The organism is Pantoea wallisii, from assembly GCF_002095485.1.
In the GTDB taxonomy this organism is placed as follows: domain Bacteria; phylum Pseudomonadota; class Gammaproteobacteria; order Enterobacterales; family Enterobacteriaceae; genus Pantoea; species Pantoea wallisii.
This window is the reverse complement of record NZ_MLFS01000022.1, coordinates 23,683-40,299: the sequence shown is the minus strand read 5'-3', so window position 1 is coordinate 40,299 and position 16,617 is coordinate 23,683. Positions and strand designations below refer to the sequence as shown.

The 16,617-nt window shown below is 54.1% G+C and carries 15 protein-coding genes and 1 pseudogene; 10 read left to right on the top strand and 6 right to left on the bottom strand.

The genetic code is table 11. The features are described from left to right. Positions 1-76: 76 nt before the first annotated feature. On the bottom strand, positions 77-3,319 hold the full coding sequence (locus tag HA48_RS09985; RefSeq protein WP_128601101.1) for a DEAD/DEAH box helicase: 3,243 nt from the start codon (positions 3,317-3,319) through the stop codon (positions 77-79). A gap of 109 nt (positions 3,320-3,428) precedes the next feature. Further along, on the bottom strand, positions 3,429-4,532 hold the full coding sequence (locus HA48_RS09980; RefSeq protein WP_128601098.1) for an AI-2E family transporter: 1,104 nt from the start codon (positions 4,530-4,532) through the stop codon (positions 3,429-3,431). Between the two features lie 190 nt (positions 4,533-4,722). Here HA48_RS09980 and HA48_RS09975 point away from each other — a divergent pair, with 190 nt between their 5' ends. From HA48_RS09975 to HA48_RS09965, 3 genes are all read left to right on the top strand, one after another. Then, on the top strand, positions 4,723-4,959 hold the full coding sequence (locus HA48_RS09975; RefSeq protein ID WP_128601096.1) for a DUF1272 domain-containing protein: 237 nt from the start codon (positions 4,723-4,725) through the stop codon (positions 4,957-4,959). Positions 4,960-5,756: 797 nt separating this feature from the next. Further along, a complete protein-coding gene (locus tag HA48_RS09970; protein ID WP_128601093.1) occupies positions 5,757-6,212 on the top strand; it encodes an RcnB family protein in 456 nt (151 codons plus the stop codon). Between the two features lie 109 nt (positions 6,213-6,321). Next, the gene (locus HA48_RS09965) at positions 6,322-7,146 is read left to right on the top strand and encodes a Cof-type HAD-IIB family hydrolase (RefSeq protein ID WP_128601091.1); all 825 of its coding nucleotides are present in this window, start codon (positions 6,322-6,324) and stop codon (positions 7,144-7,146) included. Between the two features lie 80 nt (positions 7,147-7,226). Here the strand turns inward: HA48_RS09965 and HA48_RS09960 are convergent. Then, positions 7,227-8,536 (bottom strand): annotated as a pseudogene (locus HA48_RS09960) (iron-containing alcohol dehydrogenase). A gap of 114 nt (positions 8,537-8,650) precedes the next feature. Between HA48_RS09960 and gntT the strand changes: the two are divergent. Then, positions 8,651-9,967 carry a gluconate transporter gene (gene gntT / locus HA48_RS09955; RefSeq protein ID WP_128601085.1) on the top strand — a complete coding sequence of 439 codons (1,317 nt, stop codon included), beginning with the start codon at positions 8,651-8,653 and terminating at the stop codon, positions 9,965-9,967. A gap of 41 nt (positions 9,968-10,008) precedes the next feature. Here gntT and HA48_RS09950 read toward each other — a convergent pair whose 3' ends face one another. Continuing rightward, on the bottom strand, positions 10,009-11,091 hold the full coding sequence (locus HA48_RS09950; RefSeq protein WP_128601082.1) for a malate/lactate/ureidoglycolate dehydrogenase: 1,083 nt from the start codon (positions 11,089-11,091) through the stop codon (positions 10,009-10,011). 100 nt (positions 11,092-11,191) lie between these two features. Continuing rightward, positions 11,192-11,437 (bottom strand): hypothetical protein, encoded by a 246-nt coding sequence (locus HA48_RS09945; protein WP_128601080.1) that lies wholly within the window; start codon positions 11,435-11,437, stop codon positions 11,192-11,194. 258 nt (positions 11,438-11,695) lie between these two features. Between HA48_RS09945 and HA48_RS23030 the strand changes: the two genes are divergently transcribed. The 6 genes from HA48_RS23030 (at position 11,696) to tatE (ending at position 15,443) form a co-directional block, all read left to right on the top strand. Further along, on the top strand, positions 11,696-11,779 hold the full coding sequence (locus HA48_RS23030; RefSeq protein ID WP_017346848.1) for a small membrane protein YohP: 84 nt from the start codon (positions 11,696-11,698) through the stop codon (positions 11,777-11,779). A 616-nt stretch (positions 11,780-12,395) separates the two neighbouring features. Beyond that, positions 12,396-12,968, top strand: coding sequence for a lipid IV(A) palmitoyltransferase PagP (pagP, locus tag HA48_RS09935; RefSeq protein WP_128601075.1), 573 nt, complete (start codon positions 12,396-12,398; stop codon positions 12,966-12,968). 150 nt (positions 12,969-13,118) lie between these two features. Next, positions 13,119-13,328: a transcription antiterminator/RNA stability regulator CspE gene (gene cspE / locus HA48_RS09930; RefSeq protein WP_034829024.1), complete on the top strand. Its 210-nt coding sequence runs from the start codon at positions 13,119-13,121 to the stop codon at positions 13,326-13,328. Between the two features lie 359 nt (positions 13,329-13,687). Beyond that, complete coding sequence (locus tag HA48_RS09925) at positions 13,688-14,113, top strand: GNAT family N-acetyltransferase (protein ID WP_128601073.1); 426 nt, start codon at positions 13,688-13,690, stop codon at positions 14,111-14,113. A 107-nt stretch (positions 14,114-14,220) separates the two neighbouring features. After that, a complete protein-coding gene (locus HA48_RS09920) occupies positions 14,221-15,015 on the top strand; it encodes a deaminated glutathione amidase (protein ID WP_128601070.1) in 795 nt (264 codons plus the stop codon). Between the two features lie 224 nt (positions 15,016-15,239). Then, on the top strand, positions 15,240-15,443 hold the full coding sequence (tatE, locus tag HA48_RS09915; RefSeq protein ID WP_128601067.1) for a twin-arginine translocase subunit TatE: 204 nt from the start codon (positions 15,240-15,242) through the stop codon (positions 15,441-15,443). An 81-nt stretch (positions 15,444-15,524) separates the two neighbouring features. Here tatE and HA48_RS09910 read toward each other — a convergent pair whose 3' ends face one another. Continuing rightward, positions 15,525-16,424, bottom strand: a complete 900-nt coding sequence (locus HA48_RS09910) for a hypothetical protein (protein WP_128601064.1) — start codon at positions 16,422-16,424, stop codon at positions 15,525-15,527. Between the last annotated feature and the right edge of the window lie 193 nt (positions 16,425-16,617).

Here is a 16,617-nt window from a genome sequence, read left to right as displayed (position 1 = left end):
TAAAGCGTAGCTTATTTTCCCGGTGGATTAATCCAGCGCTGGGACGCTGTTACCGATGCCGTCTCCAGTGCTGAGATCAATCCTGTAAACCCGGGTAGCTCCCCCAAACCGTACGGTTACCAATAACAAAAATATTATTTTTAGCGCGGGTGAGGGCAACGTTTAACAGATTGGGTTTGCTGGCAGCCCAGTGCGCGCCACCCTTATTCTCTTCATCACAGCCCAGCACCAGAATAACCGTGTCATTCTCTTTTCCCTGGAAGGTATGCACGGTACCGATATTTTTCTCCTGCCACTCTTTGATCTCTTTCTGCTTTAACATTGGCTGCCATTGGCGCCATGTATGCAGATCCCGCTGTGCAAGCCGATCGATCAATGCGAACTTAACCGCTTTAAACGGCGTAATGATATAAAGCGATGCCAGTGCAACATGCTGGCTCAGAAGCGTATCCAGTAGTTGCAACAGGCCGTCGCCCAGGCTGTCGTGATATTGCTTATCGGTGGTTTTACCGGTGACATGTATCCAGCGATTGTGTATCAGGCCCTGTAAAGGCCGGGCGCGAATGGCTTCAGTATCCAGACCATGAATCATACGACCGTTATAAGCCATACGATTAGCAAGACTGAACATCGGCTCGCGACAGCGGCGGTGGACCCAAAGCGGAATGCCGATAGATTGTACCTGATTCATGACCTCCAGCTCGCAGCCCCAATGATTGGTGCGGTCGGCGACCTGCTGTACCGACAACAAGCCGGGATTCCAGTGGTCAGCATGCCGGGCCAGCGTATCTTCACACAGGTATTTCACCAGCGCTGGTGAAGTGGTAAATACCGGCTCGATCTGCAGTGGATCGCCCACCACCAATACCCGTTTGGCTCGCCAGATTGCCCCCACGGCCTGTTGCGGTGAAGCCTGCCCGGCTTCATCAATCAGCAACCAGCCCAGCTCTTCGGCACCAACGCCACTAAACATGCGCCCGACTGAGGCAAACGTGGTGGAAAGGACCGGCACCATCATGAACAGCGTTTGCCATTCGCGCACCGGTTGCGGGCTCTTCTGGGGGCTGGCAAGAAAATCGCTCATGCCAAAGAGCACACTGCGAAACGCCGGTTGATAGAGTGCTTCATTTAACCAGGCCTGATGTAGCGCCATCGCCGCAACGAACAGCCGTGAGCGCTGATCGTTAATCTCTTTATTTTGCCAGAGCGCATTACGCTGCAACGTGACATCGTCAATTGCACATGCAGGATCGGGCATTGCCACATCAGGGAATCGCTGCTGCAACGCCTGTACTTCGCGCGCTTGTGCCGCCTGCCGGTCAATCAGTTGCTGCAGATGCTGTTGCACATGCTGTATCTGGCTCTCAATCTCACCTGTTTTCCGCTGCGCGGCCTCCAGCTGTTGCGCGTACAGCACCTGCTGCTGCGTAAGCTGGAGCAGATTTTGCTGAACGGCTGCCTTCTCTTGCTGGTAAGCCTGAACTTTTTTTCGGTTCAGCAGGCGGCTAAACCATCCGGGCGATGTGGCATCCAGCACTTTTTGTTGCTGCAGAAGGTGACGTATCTGCACCTCCAGCGCGTGATTTTGCGTCTCAGCAAGATCCCGGGCTCGCACCTGCTGCGTCAGCTGCTGCTGAAGCGCATTCAGCTGTTGTTTAAGCGGGGTAAGGTCTTGTGGCTCACTTGCACGCAGATCGGCCAGCGTGACCAGTTGCTGCTGCAGGGCGTCAGTCTGCTTCAACTGGTGCAGAAAGGCGCGTTTTGCCTCGGCAAATGAGGTGTGCTGATGGCATTTCCACCAGCGCCAGAGGCTAAGGAAGTTTTCGTTTTGCGGCCGATTGGCTTCTGCGGGCGTATCACGCAGGAAGTGTTCATCAATCAGGAAGCGTTGCGCAAAGCGCTGGCGATTCTTTTTACTGCCCAGCGCAGCTGAAATGACGCCCCAGCACTGCTTATCCGTCTCCAGTGGACGAAACAGATGATAAGTACGGCCCTTACCATTGGGCTCTTTGGCCGTTCTCTTGTCGCGCCTGGGAAGACCGGCTGCCGCAATCTGGTTAGCACTTGCTGCCAGGTAATTTATCTCACGGTACGCCTCAGCAATGGAGGATTGCTGAGGCAGCTCTTTCGAGATGTTCTCAACGGCGGCATTATTACTGGAGGCAATCACCATCTCAAACCCGCACAGCGCTGGTACGAGCAAACCGTTCTTATCAAACGTGTCGGCCACCTGAGTGAAGCCGCTCAGCACGCGGGCGCGTTCAACCACATTGTGCGCCACAAGATCGCGTAGCAGGGTGGTTTTCCCGGTGCCGGGCGGTCCATTGACCGAAAGGATACCGCCGTCTGCCAGCTCGGTTGTTGCGGCGTTAATGGCAAACTGTTGCATCAGCGACATGTTGTGACGGGGATCTGCGGGCCATCGGCCGGGTGGGGTTTTGGCCGGATGCGACAGGGTGATAATGGCATCCATAGCTGACTGAGAGTAGAGATCGATTTTTGGTACGCTCTCATTACTGAGATAAGCACGTAAACTCTTGCTCTTCTGCGAAGGGTGCAGAGATGCGCTGACGATTTCCAGGTCATCAAAAAAGAAGCTGTTAAGGATCGGTAGCGCGATATTATTCGATCCACCAGCCTCATCCTCATCCGCAGTATCATCCTCTGAGGCGCTACTGCCACTTTCAAACCAGTCGATCTGCAGCGCATATTTCCATGCTGGCGAAAAATCTGCCCAGGGGACTAACTCATCGTGCAGCAGTGCGAGCACATCAGCTGCCCCGAGAATGCGCGGACCATTTTCAACAGCTGCCCGCAATGATAGAGCAAACGTAGTGAGTTTATCGGCCAGGGTTTCGCAGTGGTTTTTAAAGGTTTGAGAGTGAAGCTGATTAAAGCGCTGCTGAGCAAGATGACCGAGTGCCCAGGGGAGCGAGCTAACGGATAGATCTTGCAACGCGGGTGCGCCATGCTTGTCCACGACGACCTTGGCGAAGCAAGTTATCCCCTCATTATCCAGCCGCTGTTCGTTCTCTTCTGCCGCCAGCCCGGACTCCGTGCCAAATACCTGCCGCGCTACCTGGTTTGCGATACTTTTATCAAATAGTCCGAGATGAACAACGTAAGCGGCCCTGTCCGGGATGTCACACTGCTCCCGCAGCTCCGCGTTTAGCCATGGCAATAAGCGATCGCCAGCGCGCCTTAGCTCGCTGAGTGTGAGCCGTATGCTCTGTTTTTTTTCATCGAGAGTGTAGGGCTGGAAAAACTCTATGCGTTGCCAGGCACGCAGAATACTTTCAGGAGTGGGCTGTGCATCCATGTTAGCTCTTTTGCGGTCGTCCGTTAAATGTCAGCAAAAGAGCCTACCGCAGGCAAAACGATTAAGCAAAGGCTGGCTACCGGGCGGTAGCCAGCAGAGAGGTAGAACCTTAATCGCGCAGTTTACCCTCTTCGATAAACTCTTCGTCGATCTCCTCGGCGTTATCGCGGTTGTCGCGGCCAGAGAGCAGGTTCCAGCAGGCAATGAACAGCGCGGCGATCAGCGGCCCGATGACAAAACCGTTGATGCCATAAACTTCCATGCCGCCCAGCGTGGCGATCAGGATCAGGTAATCCGGCATCTTGGTATCTTTACCGACCAGCAGCGGACGCAGGATGTTATCCACCAGGCCAACGACAACCACAAAGAAGCCCACCAGGAACAGACCTTTCCACAGCGCGCTGGTAGCGAAGAAGAAGATCGCGGCGGGCACCCAGACAATGGCGGAGCCGACCGCCGGAATCAGCGACAGGAAGGCCATCAGCGCACCCCACAGCAGGCTGCCGTCAATGTCGGTGATCCAGAAGGCGAAGCCGCCCAGAATCCCCTGAACCACCGCCACCACGACGGTGCCTTTGACGGTTGCACGCGAAACTGCGGCAAATTTCATCATCAGGTGGTGTTTGACGTACGTGGAGAGCGGCAGCGCTTCCAGTATCAGGCCCACCAGCCAGGCACCATCTTTCAGCAGGAAGAACAGCAGATAGAGCATAACGCCGAAGCCAACGGTAAAGGTAAATGTGCCTTTACCAATCAGGAACACGCTACCCGCCATGTACTGGCCACCCTTCAGGGCAAAGCTGGAGAGTTTTTGCTGGATTTGCGTCGCACTGTTCAGATCATGATCCGCCAGATAGCGTTGTGCCCAGCCCGGCAGATGCTGCAGCAGATCGGCAAAGACCGTAGGGAACTGCGCCGAGTTATTCTGCAGCTTGGTATAGACCGTATTGACCTCCACCACCAGTGAAGAGGTGATGATAGCCAGCGGGGTAAAAACAATCAGGCAGATAATCACCAGGGTGGCAAAAGAGGCCAGCCCATTGCGATCGCCCATTTTACGGCGCAGCAGGGCCTTGAGCGGTGCAAAGATCACCGCCAGGATAGCCGCCCATAAAATGGCGGAGAAGTAAGGTGTCAGCACATCGAAAAAGGCGATCGTGACGATCGCCAAAATAACAATGAAGAAACCGATATTTAAGCCTTTAACACGCATTCAATAGCCTCGCAGGATAAACGTAGCGAATGAACTATAGAACGCCCGGCGGGGAATGTAATGTTTTTAGCGAAACCCTGACGCGCTCTGCGCCGCGCGCTGTCCCGATCTGTCCGCCTGATGTCCGCAGGCAGACTGGTAACGGACAGCCTGTAGGGTAATGATAAAGCGCTAACCACGGGAGACGATAATGCTGGAACTACGACCAAACTGTGAGTGCTGTGATAAAGATCTGCCCCCTGAGACCAGCGGGGCGCGCATCTGTTCGTTTGAGTGTACGTTTTGCGCGGACTGTGCCGAAGGTCCGCTGGCTCAGCACTGTCCGAACTGCGGCGGCGAACTGGTGCGGCGGCCCATCCGGCCAGCCGCTGCGTTGAAGCGTCATCCGGCTTCCGTGACGCGTCATCTTGCCGTTAATAAACAGTAAGAGTTAAGCAATTAAAAAAAGCGTAGCGGCAGGTAAAATTACCTCCTGCACGTTACTCATGGCAGGAAATTGAGCGTGATTAAGAATATTAATATTAAGTCGGGTATTAATCACTCCAGTAAATTGATTGTGATTTTTTTCTGGCCTGCCGTAAAATAGCAGGCCAGACCTTAACGGTGATGATGCTATTTAAAATTACGCCGTTTATCCGGTGGGAAACATTATGCTGTTTGGGTTTTTTGTTATGCTTTTCAGTGGCTAACTGTGGATTAATGCAGTTTTGTAGATTTTCTTATGTCAAAAGCTTTCTTGAATTGTTGTAGTGGTCAGAGCACGGACCTTATTTGAGACGAGTGAGTCCGGGCGCGGTAGGTTATTTATGAACAATCTTTCTTTTTTAAGGTTTAATCCGAAAAGATGCAGTTTTTATAAGTATTTTGCATGTCGTAATGATATTATTAATGCGCAATGCTCGTGATGTGGCGTTGTGTGCTTCAGTTTTACCCTCTTCATTAGCAGGGTTTCCCCGCTTTATGCATTTTATGGAAATAGCATTCTCCACCCGATCGTCAAGGTCGGGTTTTTTCTTTTTACCCCTTAATTACTGAATAATCGCATGCCGCCACTGGCAAACAATTAATGTCAAAACGGTCACAATCGTTAAGAAAGCGCTAACGCGGCGTAATATATTGTAAGTTTAAGATTTTTAAGACTTTTGGAAATGATTTTCTACCTCTATTTAAACAATAGTGATGCTCAACGGCATACAGCCTGCCGTTATTATTGGAGGTAACATCATGAAAAAAACAACATTGACTATTATTGCTTCACTTATTGCATGCAGCACACTCATTTCCGGCACATCGTGGGCGGACGGGCCGGGCGATCACCGATGGGAGTCACACGGAAACGATCAGCATCAGGATCGCGGTCACAGCCCCGATCGAGATGAGCACCGCGGTGGCGATCGCGGGCGTGGTGACGATCATCATGATAACTATGCCAGCCATCGCATGCCGGAAGGCCATCACGGCGGCGACCGCTTTGCCTGGAATGGTCACGATTTCCGCCGGGGTTATCCGGCACCGCAGGCGTTTCGCGGATCGCACTACCGCGTAGATGACTGGCGCGATCGCGGTCTGTATGAGCCACCACGCGGTGAGCACTGGGCTTATATTGATGGCAACTACGTGCTGGTGGCGGCAGCTACCGGGATTATTACGGCGATTTTGCTCAACAACGCCATCAACTGATTACCCTGCACGGATGGCGGCGGCCATCCGTGTTTCTTTCTGCTTTCGCCGCTCACCAGGTTATCCTCTTTGTGACCCGTTTTTCCTTTCAAAGCGATAAGGAGTCATGATGACCGTGGTAAAAATGGTGGCGGTGGATATGGACGGCACCTTTCTCGACGATAAAAAGCACTACAACCGGGCGCGTTTTCACATCTGCTATCAGGAGATGAAACGGCGCGGCATCAAATTTGTGGTGGCCAGCGGCAACCAGTACTACCAGCTCAAATCCTTCTTTCCTGACATTGCCAGCGAGATTGCCTTTGTTGCAGAGAATGGCGCGTGGATTATCGACTGTGATGAAGAGCTGTTTTGCGGAGAATTTTCACGCGACGATGTGAATGCCGTACTGGAGACGTTGCATCAGGGGCACTATCCCAACCTCCGGTTCCTGCTGTGCGGACGCAACAGTGCCTATCACTTTGCCGGTGCCGATGCGCAGTGGCTGAGCAAGATGCGGCACTACTGTCATCGTCTGCAGGAGATCCACAGCCTTGCCGATGTCGGCGATGACAAACTGTTCAAGTTCGCCCTGAACCTTTCCGACGATTACGTGGATACCCTGATGGCCGATATTAACCGCGTGCATCGGGGCGCGGCAGCGGCGACCTCCAGCGGTCACGGCTCTGTGGATTTGATTGTGCCGGGATTGCATAAGGCCAACGGCCTGCGTTTGCTACAGGACCGCTGGGGCATCAGCAGCGATAACGTGCTGGCGTTTGGCGATGGCGGTAACGATCTGGAGATGCTGACGCAATCACGTTTTAGCTTTGCGATGCAGAATGCGCCGCAGCGGGTGAAAGAGGCGGCGCGTTATGTCGCCCCGCTGAACAGTGAGGAGGGGGTGCTGCAGGTGATTGAGCAGATGCTGGCAGAAGAGGGGCCGTTTGCCTGACAGAGGCCTTTACAGTCAGGCCTGTCCGGCCTGACTGCGCTATCTGCAGTGGGATTTTCTCAACGATACGGTATCTGGTATTAAACAACCCGCCACGCAGCCACGAGCATCTCTGTCATCGTCGGTGCGTCATAGCTCACCCAGCCATTTTTGCTGTTGGCACGGGCTACAATCCAGTCAACGTCCTCTGGTGAGAGCGTGGGGCCATCCTGCCAGAAGGGCACAATCGCATGCTGCTGGAGCCAGGCTTTCAGCGCCAGCGCAGGCGGTGCTGCCTCATTCGGCAGCAGCTGTTCACCCAGCTGGGCCATCAGGCGCTGCTGCTCAGGATGCGTTGTCTCAGCCAGCACATCCAGGAAGGGAAACAGTAAACGGCCGCACACTTCGCCATGGTGGAACGGCTTAATCGCGCCCAGCTCCCCGGCGATGCCGTGAATAACCCCCAGGCCGGCGCTGCTCAGGCTGATGCCGCCCAGCCACGATGCCATCATCATCGCTTCACGCGCGTCATCTCCCACGGTGTCATCACGGTTCAAATGCGGCCAGGCACGGAAAAAGAGTTGCAGGCCATTAAGCGCATGTTGCCGGGTAAACAGATTGCCCTTGCGCGACAGATAGGCCTCAAACAGATGGGTAAACGCATCAATGCCGCAGGTTGCTAAGACTGAGTCTGGCGCGCCTTTAAGTAGATCGGGATCGAGAATAGCCACCTGCGGCACAAACACCGGATGACGCAGTGATGCTTTGACCTTGATCTCCTGCTGGTCGGTTACCACTGCATTTTGCGTCACTTCGCTGCCGGTGCCGGCCGTAGTGGGAATCGCAATCAGCGGCAGTGTTACGGCTTGTACCGGCGTATCACCCACCTTCTCCAGATAGCGCGCCGTGTTCAGCGGATGCTGCATCATCGCGCCAAACGCTTTCGCGGCATCCAGTACGCTGCCGCCGCCAATTGCAACAACGCGATCAACGTGTCCACGCCAGCGCTGCACCCAGCCATCGATCTCCGCCGGTGAGGCCTCGTGACTGACAATCTCATAGCCGAGGATCTGGTCATGTAAGGCGGCGCCGAGGCGCGCCCAGGCGGGGCTGTTGAGAAAAGAGCGACCGCAGAACAGCAGGGTCGGCTGTGGATTGGCGGCCAGCAGCGGCACCAGACGGTCTATACTGCCGCGCCCAAACAGGGTTTGTTGATTACTGTACAGCTCGATCAGATTCTCACTCACCTGCATATCCTTTTTGATTGGCGTAAACCGCTAGTGTAACCAAAAGCCGTGACGCTTCCGGTGCAAACAATCTGATAACTGGCGGGCAAAAAGTTGATCACCTTCGCAAAACAGAAATTCGCCCGCCGCGCCAGGTGATTTCCCGGCAATGTTACCCTTAACATGATACCGGTAACAGAATGCTACACGCTGAAGCATCAGGCACTGACTCTGGCCCCCGGGCTTACTACAACAAACCGCTGCCGGTTAACAGCCGCGCACAAAAGTGGAGAAAAATTATGCCATTACTCTATGTGGCAATTGGCGTAGCGCTCCTGCTACTGCTGATGATTCGTTTCAAACTCAACGGATTTATCGCGCTGATTCTGGTCGCGCTGGCGGTGGGGATGATGCAGGGCATGCCAGTGAACAAGGTGATCGGCTCGATCAAAACCGGCGTGGGCGGCACCCTGGGCAGCCTGGCGCTGATCATGGGATTTGGTGCCATGCTCGGCAAACTGTTAGCCGATTGCGGTGGCGCACAGCGTATCGCCACCACGCTGATCGAAAAATTTGGTCAGAAACATATCCAGTGGGCGCTGGTGCTGACCGGTTTTACCGTCGGCTTCGCGCTGTTCTACGAAGTGGGCTTTGTGCTGATGCTGCCGCTGGTGTTCAGCATTGCGGCTTCAGCCCGCGTGCCGCTGCTGTATGTCGGCGTGCCGATGGCTGCTGCGCTCTCCGTCACCCACGGCTTCCTGCCACCGCATCCGGGCCCGACGGCGATTGCCACGCTGTTTAACGCAGACATGGGGAAAACGCTGCTGTACGGTACGCTGTTAGGTATTCCAACCGTTATCCTCGCCGGCCCGGTCTATGCGCGTTTCCTGAAGGGCATTGATAAGCCTATCCCGGAAGGGTTGTGGAATCCTAAAACCTTTACTGAAGCAGAGATGCCAGGCTTTGGCGTCAGCGTCTGGACGGCGCTGGTTCCGGTGATTCTGATGGCGCTGCGTGCCGTGGCCGAGATGCTGCTGCCGAAAGGCCACGTGCTGCTGCCGTACGCCGAGTTCTTCGGCGATCCCATCATGGCAACGCTGATTGCGGTGCTGATCGCGATCTTCACCTTTGGTCTCAACCGCGGACGCAGCATGGATGAAGTGATGGGCACCATCACCGACTCCATTAAAATCATTGCCATGATGCTGTTGATCATCGGCGGTGGCGGGGCGTTCAAGCAGGTGCTGGTGGACAGCGGCGTCGATAAGTACATCGCAAGCATGATGCATGAAACTAACCTGTCGCCGATCTTTATGGCCTGGTCAATTGCCGCTGTACTGCGTATCGCGCTTGGTTCAGCGACGGTGGCTGCCATTACCGCCGGGGGCATTGTCGCGCCGCTGATTGTGACCAGCGGAGCCAGCCCGGAACTGATGGTGATTGCGGTCGGTTCCGGCAGCGTGATCTTCTCGCACGTGAACGATCCCGGCTTCTGGCTGTTCAAGGAGTACTTCAACCTGACGATTGGCGAAACCATTCGCTCCTGGTCAGCGCTGGAGACCATCATCTCGCTGTGTGGTCTGATCGGCTGTCTGCTGCTTTCGGCGGCGCTGTAATCCTTAAGCTGAGGCCGCTGCGCCTCAGCTCCCCGGGCGACTTACTGCGCTAACGCACGCCAGGTCGCCAGCGTCTCCTCTGGCATGCCGGCCTGCAGGGCTGCGGCACAAATCTGCGCCCAGCTATTACTGTCCAGCGGAATGCCCTCGCGCTCGCGTACCTGCCGGTTATGCTCTTCCCACTCGCCGGGTACCTGAATGGGCGCCGCGCCACTTTGCGGTGAACGTTTAACCCACGCCAGAAATGATTCAGCCTCCTCCTGCATGCCCGGCGCATCAAAAGCGTCAGGATTGAGGATCACGGTGGTCATGCAGTTAAAGATAGCGTCATGACTGGTAACCAGCGTGGCATCGTGCGTGGTGCGGCCCCCCGACAGCGCACCGCCCAGAATTTCACATAAGGTCGCCAGCGCATACCCTTTGTGCAGGCCGAACGCCGTCAGTGAACCGAAGGGCGGCTGATGCATTACGCCCGGGTCTGATGTGGGCTGGCCCTGATGATCAATCAGATAACCTGGCGCCACCGGCTGGCCTTTATTAAACGCCACGCGCGTTTTGCCAAAGGCGATACCGCTGGTGGCAAAATCCAGCAGCAGCGGTTTGCCGGCGCGGCGCGGAAAGATTGCGCAGAAAGGGTTGGTGCCGAAACGGCGATCGCTGCCATTAAACGGCGCCACCATCGGGTCGCCCATCACGTTCACAAAGTGGAATGATACAAAGCCCGCGGCCGCACACTGCTCTGCCCAGTGTCCGATGCGACCAATATGGTGCGAATGATGTAAACCTACCGCCGCGATACCAAACTTCTCTGCACGTGCAATGCCGTGCTGCATCGCTTCATAGGCGGCCACCTGGCCAAAACCGTTGTGACCATTGACGGTTATCACTGCGCCAACATCTTTCTCAATGCTGACGTGCTGATTGAGCTGCAAAAAGCCCTGCGTAAGCGACGCCATATAGCTGGGGATCATGCCGACGCCGTGTGAGTCGTGTCCGGCCAGGTTAGCGGCGACCAAATGGTCGGCCACCAGGCGCGCCTCGGCGGCACTGCTGCCCGCCTGTAACCAGATAGCCTGAACAAACGAATGGAGCGCTGAAGGGGAAATGCGATGAAGCGTGGTCATGCGGTCAATCTCCTTATCGGGTAAAGACGCATCCTGCGCCGAAAACCGGTCTAACCGCAACCCGGATAAAGCAAGGGCCACAATATGTGGCCCAACTGGCTTAATGCGGCTGTTCAAAGCCCGCTTTTACCATCTCTTCGCGCAGGGCGCGGGTAATTTCACGGTTCCCACCCGTGACCGGGTAAATAACATTGTTGACCACATCGTCCAGATAGTGCTCATCGAACTCTTGCAGGGTGAGCTGCGTACCGCCTTCGTCATTGATGGCAATGCTACCGCGAATGTGATTGCCATACTCCTTTGCCTTAAGGCTGTAACGTCCCATGCTGGTATTAATTGTGCTCATAATGTCTCCTTGTTACGTAGGCATTGATAACAATTGAGGCCTGCTACAGGCGCTGTAAGTTTAGACAATCTGCGTCTGATACGTGCCCGGCAAGGGACAAAAAAGGGCCTTAGCTGCGACCCTTCTCGCAAAATAAATGGAGGATAACTATTCTGAGAAGCGCTAAGTGAGATCCGCTTCGCATGATCGAGCGAAGCCAGAATAATCATCTATACTGAATCCCAGACGCGTTAATTTTCATCACTGAAGGAGCGAACTATGAAAATAATTCTGTGGATTATTGCCATCATCTTTATCGTGGGACTGCTGACGATAACGGGCGTGTTTAAACTGATTTTCTGACGCGTACAGGCACCTTTGGGTGCCTGATTCAGCTATTCAGCATGGCGGGCTGGAGGGGGAACAGAAGTGGGTAAGCGTGGCATCAGGTCATGCTGATTGATGGCCTTACCACATCTGGCGCAACAGGCACCATGATGACGCGCTTTATCGGCGTTTTCGCTGCCGGGTAATGTGTAGAAAAACCGCGCGCAGCCGCAACGGCTACAACGAATAATCATTTCACTTCTCCTCTTTCCGTCCTGGAAGTCATGAGATTTATCTTATCTACCCCTTAAGTTCAATTGATAAATTTTATTAACTTATTCACCACTGAAAAGATCGTGAGTAAGTTGCTGATTATTAAGTAATCAAGTAAGGTTATAGTTACACGTGAAGTGCACAATTTGATCCCTTTACAACAGTTTCCACTCGTTTAGCTGCCGTTTCGATTCCCCGTATTTTCTGAGGTAAAATTAACCACCTGATTGCCCGGGATCCGGACTATGCCTGGCGCATAAAGTACGGGTATTGATTAGGCTATTCAGGCACGAAAATGCATCAGCAGCGAAGCCGAGAGAGTGGGCCTGGTTCCTTCCCGGTCGCTGTGTTCGGAAAAAATTAACAGGAAATTTTTGTTGTGAATCGGCACCTTTTAGCCGCCTTTTCAGGCTGCATTTTGACCTTACCGGTCTCTTTTTCAACACCAGCGGCAACCACCGGCGAAGCGCTTAAAACGGGCTGGAATACGTTTTCTGGCAACGTGGCGCAAACCTGGTCACAACCGCAAAGTTACGACCTTTACGTGCCGGCAATTACCTGGCACAACCGCTTAACCTATGATGATGAGCACATCAGAAAATACAACGAGCGACCATGGGGCGCTGGCGGCGGTGTGTCGCGCTGGGATGAGAAGGGTAACTGGCATGGCCTGTATGCCATGGCCTTTAAAGATTCGTTTAACAAGTGGGAACCCATTGCCGGCTACGGTTGGGAAGCGACATGGCGACCGCTGAACGATCAGAACTTCCATCTCGGTGCCGGCTACACCGCAGGCGTTACGGCCAGAGATAACTGGAACTATATCCCGATTCCGCTGGTGTTACCGCTGGCGTCATTAGGATATGGCCCGGCTACCTTCCAAATGACTTATATTCCGGGCACTTATAACAACGGCAACGTCTATTTTGCCTGGCTGCGCTTCCAGTTTTAAGCCAGGAGAAGAGGCAGAAAGTGTGAAGGAGGTGGAAAAAATCGATATTTATCACTTTTTCATCAATTCTCACTGGACAAATGTCACCGCAATTGCTGTACTAGATGCCGACACAGTTTAGTGTCCATTTTTCATGTAAAGGTAATATAGATGTCCAAGATCAAAGGTAACGTTAAGTGGTTTAATGAGTCCAAAGGATTCGGTTTCATTACTCCAGAAGATGGCAGCAAAGATGTATTCGTACACTTCTCTGCTATCATGAGCAACGGCTTCAAAACTCTGGCTGAAGGTCAGCGTGTAGAGTTTGAAATCACCGACGGCGCTAAAGGCCCATCTGCTGCTAACGTTATCGCTCTGTAAGTTAACAGTCAGAATTTTAAAAACCCGCCTTCTGGCGGGTTTTTTTTATCCTTTTTTCAGGCCTGCCACCACATCATCGCCCAGGCAATAATCGCCACGGTGGTGATTGAGAGCGCCAGCAGTTCATTAAAGCAACGCGGTATCAAGTTCTTCATCCATTTGCCCCGTCAGTTCATTTCCGTCAGCATGGCAAAGCAAGATTAAGCCAGCCTTAAGCGCGCATAACAGCCGGATGACAACGCACATTCTGCGGCGTATCTCACAGATAATGTCTGTAACATCCTCATAACAAATCATACGTGCAGCTTTTTAGCGGCCAACGCTATATAACAGCAGGCAGGGAAAAGGGAGGAGGCAGGATGAACATACGTGAAGCACAGGCTAAAGACAGTTTTGCCCTGAGTGCGCTGTTAACCGAACTGGGTTACCGCAATACCGAACAGTTTATAGAAGCGCGCCTGGCACAGCTAAGCAGCCACCCTGATGAAGTGCTGCTGGTCGCGGAGCACGGTTATCAGGTTTTGGGTTTTCTTTCGCTGCACTTTATTCCGCAGCTGGCGCTGGCAGGCGATTTTGCCCGCATTAGTTATTTCTGCATTGCCGAAGGTGAGCGCAGCAAGGGCAGCGGCCAGCAGCTGCTGAACCATGCCGAACAATTGGCGCGCGCACGCGGATGCGATCGCATGGAAGTACACTGTCACGCCTCACGCGTTAAAGCCAATCAGTTCTATGCACGTGAAGGTTATGTTGAGTCACCGCGCTATCACATTAAAGGTCTGGGCTAACGTTTATCTCGCGACCGGAAGCCATGACTAACCGCCGACGCTGGCCTGCTGCTGAAGGTTAAAGGCTGATGAGCTGAGCGCGGTATTTGCCCCCGAGGGGAGTAACGATGAAAGTTGCAATGGGACAATTTGCCGTCAGCCGCGAATGGCAGGAGAATGCCGCGATCTGTATTGGCCTGATGAACAATGCGTTGGCCGGCGGGGCGGATTTGCTGGTGCTGCCGGAAGCCGTGCTGGCGCAGGACATCGCCGATCCCGATCGCGTACTGAAAGCCGCACAGCCGCTGGATGGGCCGTTTGTCACGCAGTTGCTGGCGGCCAGCCGCGGTAATACGCTGACCACCATAATGAGCGTACACGTGCCGGTTGAGGGTAATAAAGCGCATAACGTTCTGATCGTTCTCCGCAATGGCGAAATCATCGCCCGGTACGTGAAGCTGCATCTCTACGATGCGTTTGCGATGCAGGAGTCACAGCGCGTCAATCCTGGCCATGAGGTGCCGCCGCTGGTGGAGGTGGCGGGCATGAAAGTGGGCCTGATGACCTGCTACGACGTGCGTTTCCCGGAGCTGGCACGCCGTCTGGCGCTGGACGGTGCCGATGTGCTGGTGCTGCCCTCAGCGTGGGTTAAAGGGCCGCTTAAGGAGATGCACTGGGAGTTGCTGACTACCGCGCGTGCCCTGGAAAACACCTGCTATATGGTGGCGGTTGGCGAGTGCGGTCCGCGTAATATTGGCAACAGCCTGGTGATTGATCCCCTTGGCGTCGCGATTGCGAAAGCGCCGGAATCCGCAGCCCTGATATTTGCGGAACTTGATCCGCAGCGCATTGCCTGGGCGCGAAGCGTACTGCCGGTACTGGAAAATCGCCGCTTTGTCCGCCCTGAACTGCAGCCACGCTGAAGCTATCGAGGGAAAATGATGATTGCCGCCATCGCGCTGGCGGGCATAAACGCGGATTACTATCCGCTGGCGATCAACAACTCACACTACCCGCGAACTCAGGCGTTTCTTAGCCGGTTTATCTGACCCATCGATCTCACTCTGTTACAGATTCCAGTTGAGACAGGTGATAAACTGCGCGTTAATAACGGTTGTCCGTTTTCGCGAAGGTTGAAAGGTAAAATATGGAAGGTATCAGTATTGCCAAACTGCTGATCATCGGTGCGCTTATCGTACTGCTTTTTGGCACCAATAAGTTACGTTCACTGGGTGGCGATCTGGGTTCCGCAATCAAAGGCTTCAAAAAAGCCATGAAAGATGATGAATCCTCCACCGCCAAACAGAGCGCTGAAGAAGTTCCGGCTGAACGCGTTAGCCACAAAGAGTAATCTCTGCGCTGAACGTCAATAAGTGTAAATATTTATTGCGCTACTAAAAAACCAGACTGCAGCAGTCTGGTTTTTGTTTATTTAGTGCCACACAACAGGGCCGTCAGCACTTTCATCCCACATCAGCAGGTCCATTCCGGTTAGCGGTGTCGTTACGCTGATGCCCGCCTGCGTCTGCCAGTCAGTTAGAATCTCGTTTGTCAGCGGCAGCGGAGAGATCGCAGGTACGGTATCCTCCTGCGGTAGCGTCAGCTCAATCAGCGCCAGCTCGATTCGGACCAGTTCACTCTCGTCAGGGGGAAGAAGCGTACTATCCAGCCACGGCAGCGAAGTAAAAGGCATATCCAGCTGCTCGCCGATCACCCCCTCTTCATCGACGAGGATGGCGCTGAAGGTGTGTTGCGCGCCGCCTAATCCTGCTGGTTGCTCAAATTGCCAGTCGCCGCTCTCATCGATCTCAATACTGCCCACCAGTATACCGTCAATGTAAAACTGCAGCAGTTTTCCAGCCGGGGCTTTACCGCTGAACATCGCCGGCTTGTAGTCATCATCATAGCGCGCGTGGAGGGCCGCCGGAGCTTTGATATCGGATACGCTATCATTCGGCAACAGCGCGGCAGGCTGGGCTGTTTTGAAGGCAGTTACTCCGATCTTCACGAGAGTGGCAGGGGATAAGAGGGGCTGAGGTAACCAAAACTGCGGCAGCAGCGGGTTAACAACAGGCACGGGAACAGCACTGATGGCATACCCTTCCGGGACGGTTTCAGTTTTTATGGCAGGCAGCGCGACCGGAAGAACCGGCACTTCTGCGGCTGAAACTACGTTATCAGCGGCCTGCAGCGGCAGCGTGGCGGGCGTATGACTGGCAGCGGGAAGATGCATGTGCACTTCGTCGTAACGATGTTCAATGCTGATCGCCGTTGCCAGAAACGCCAGTTCACAGGAGGCGTGCGGCGTGACAAATGGGTTGGTGATATCCATTGGCGTAGTGCGGGCCTTTCGCGCTTCCAGCTTTCGCCCGAATCGCCGGCACGCCGCTGACTCATGGAGTGACCCGCCACATCTGCCGCCCGAAAATCGGGCTCATCGACATGAAAGGATGGTTGCATAATCTGACCTTTATAAAAAACACGCTGAAAAAGAAAAAAAGGGCTTTTACGGCCTCAGCGGTTAA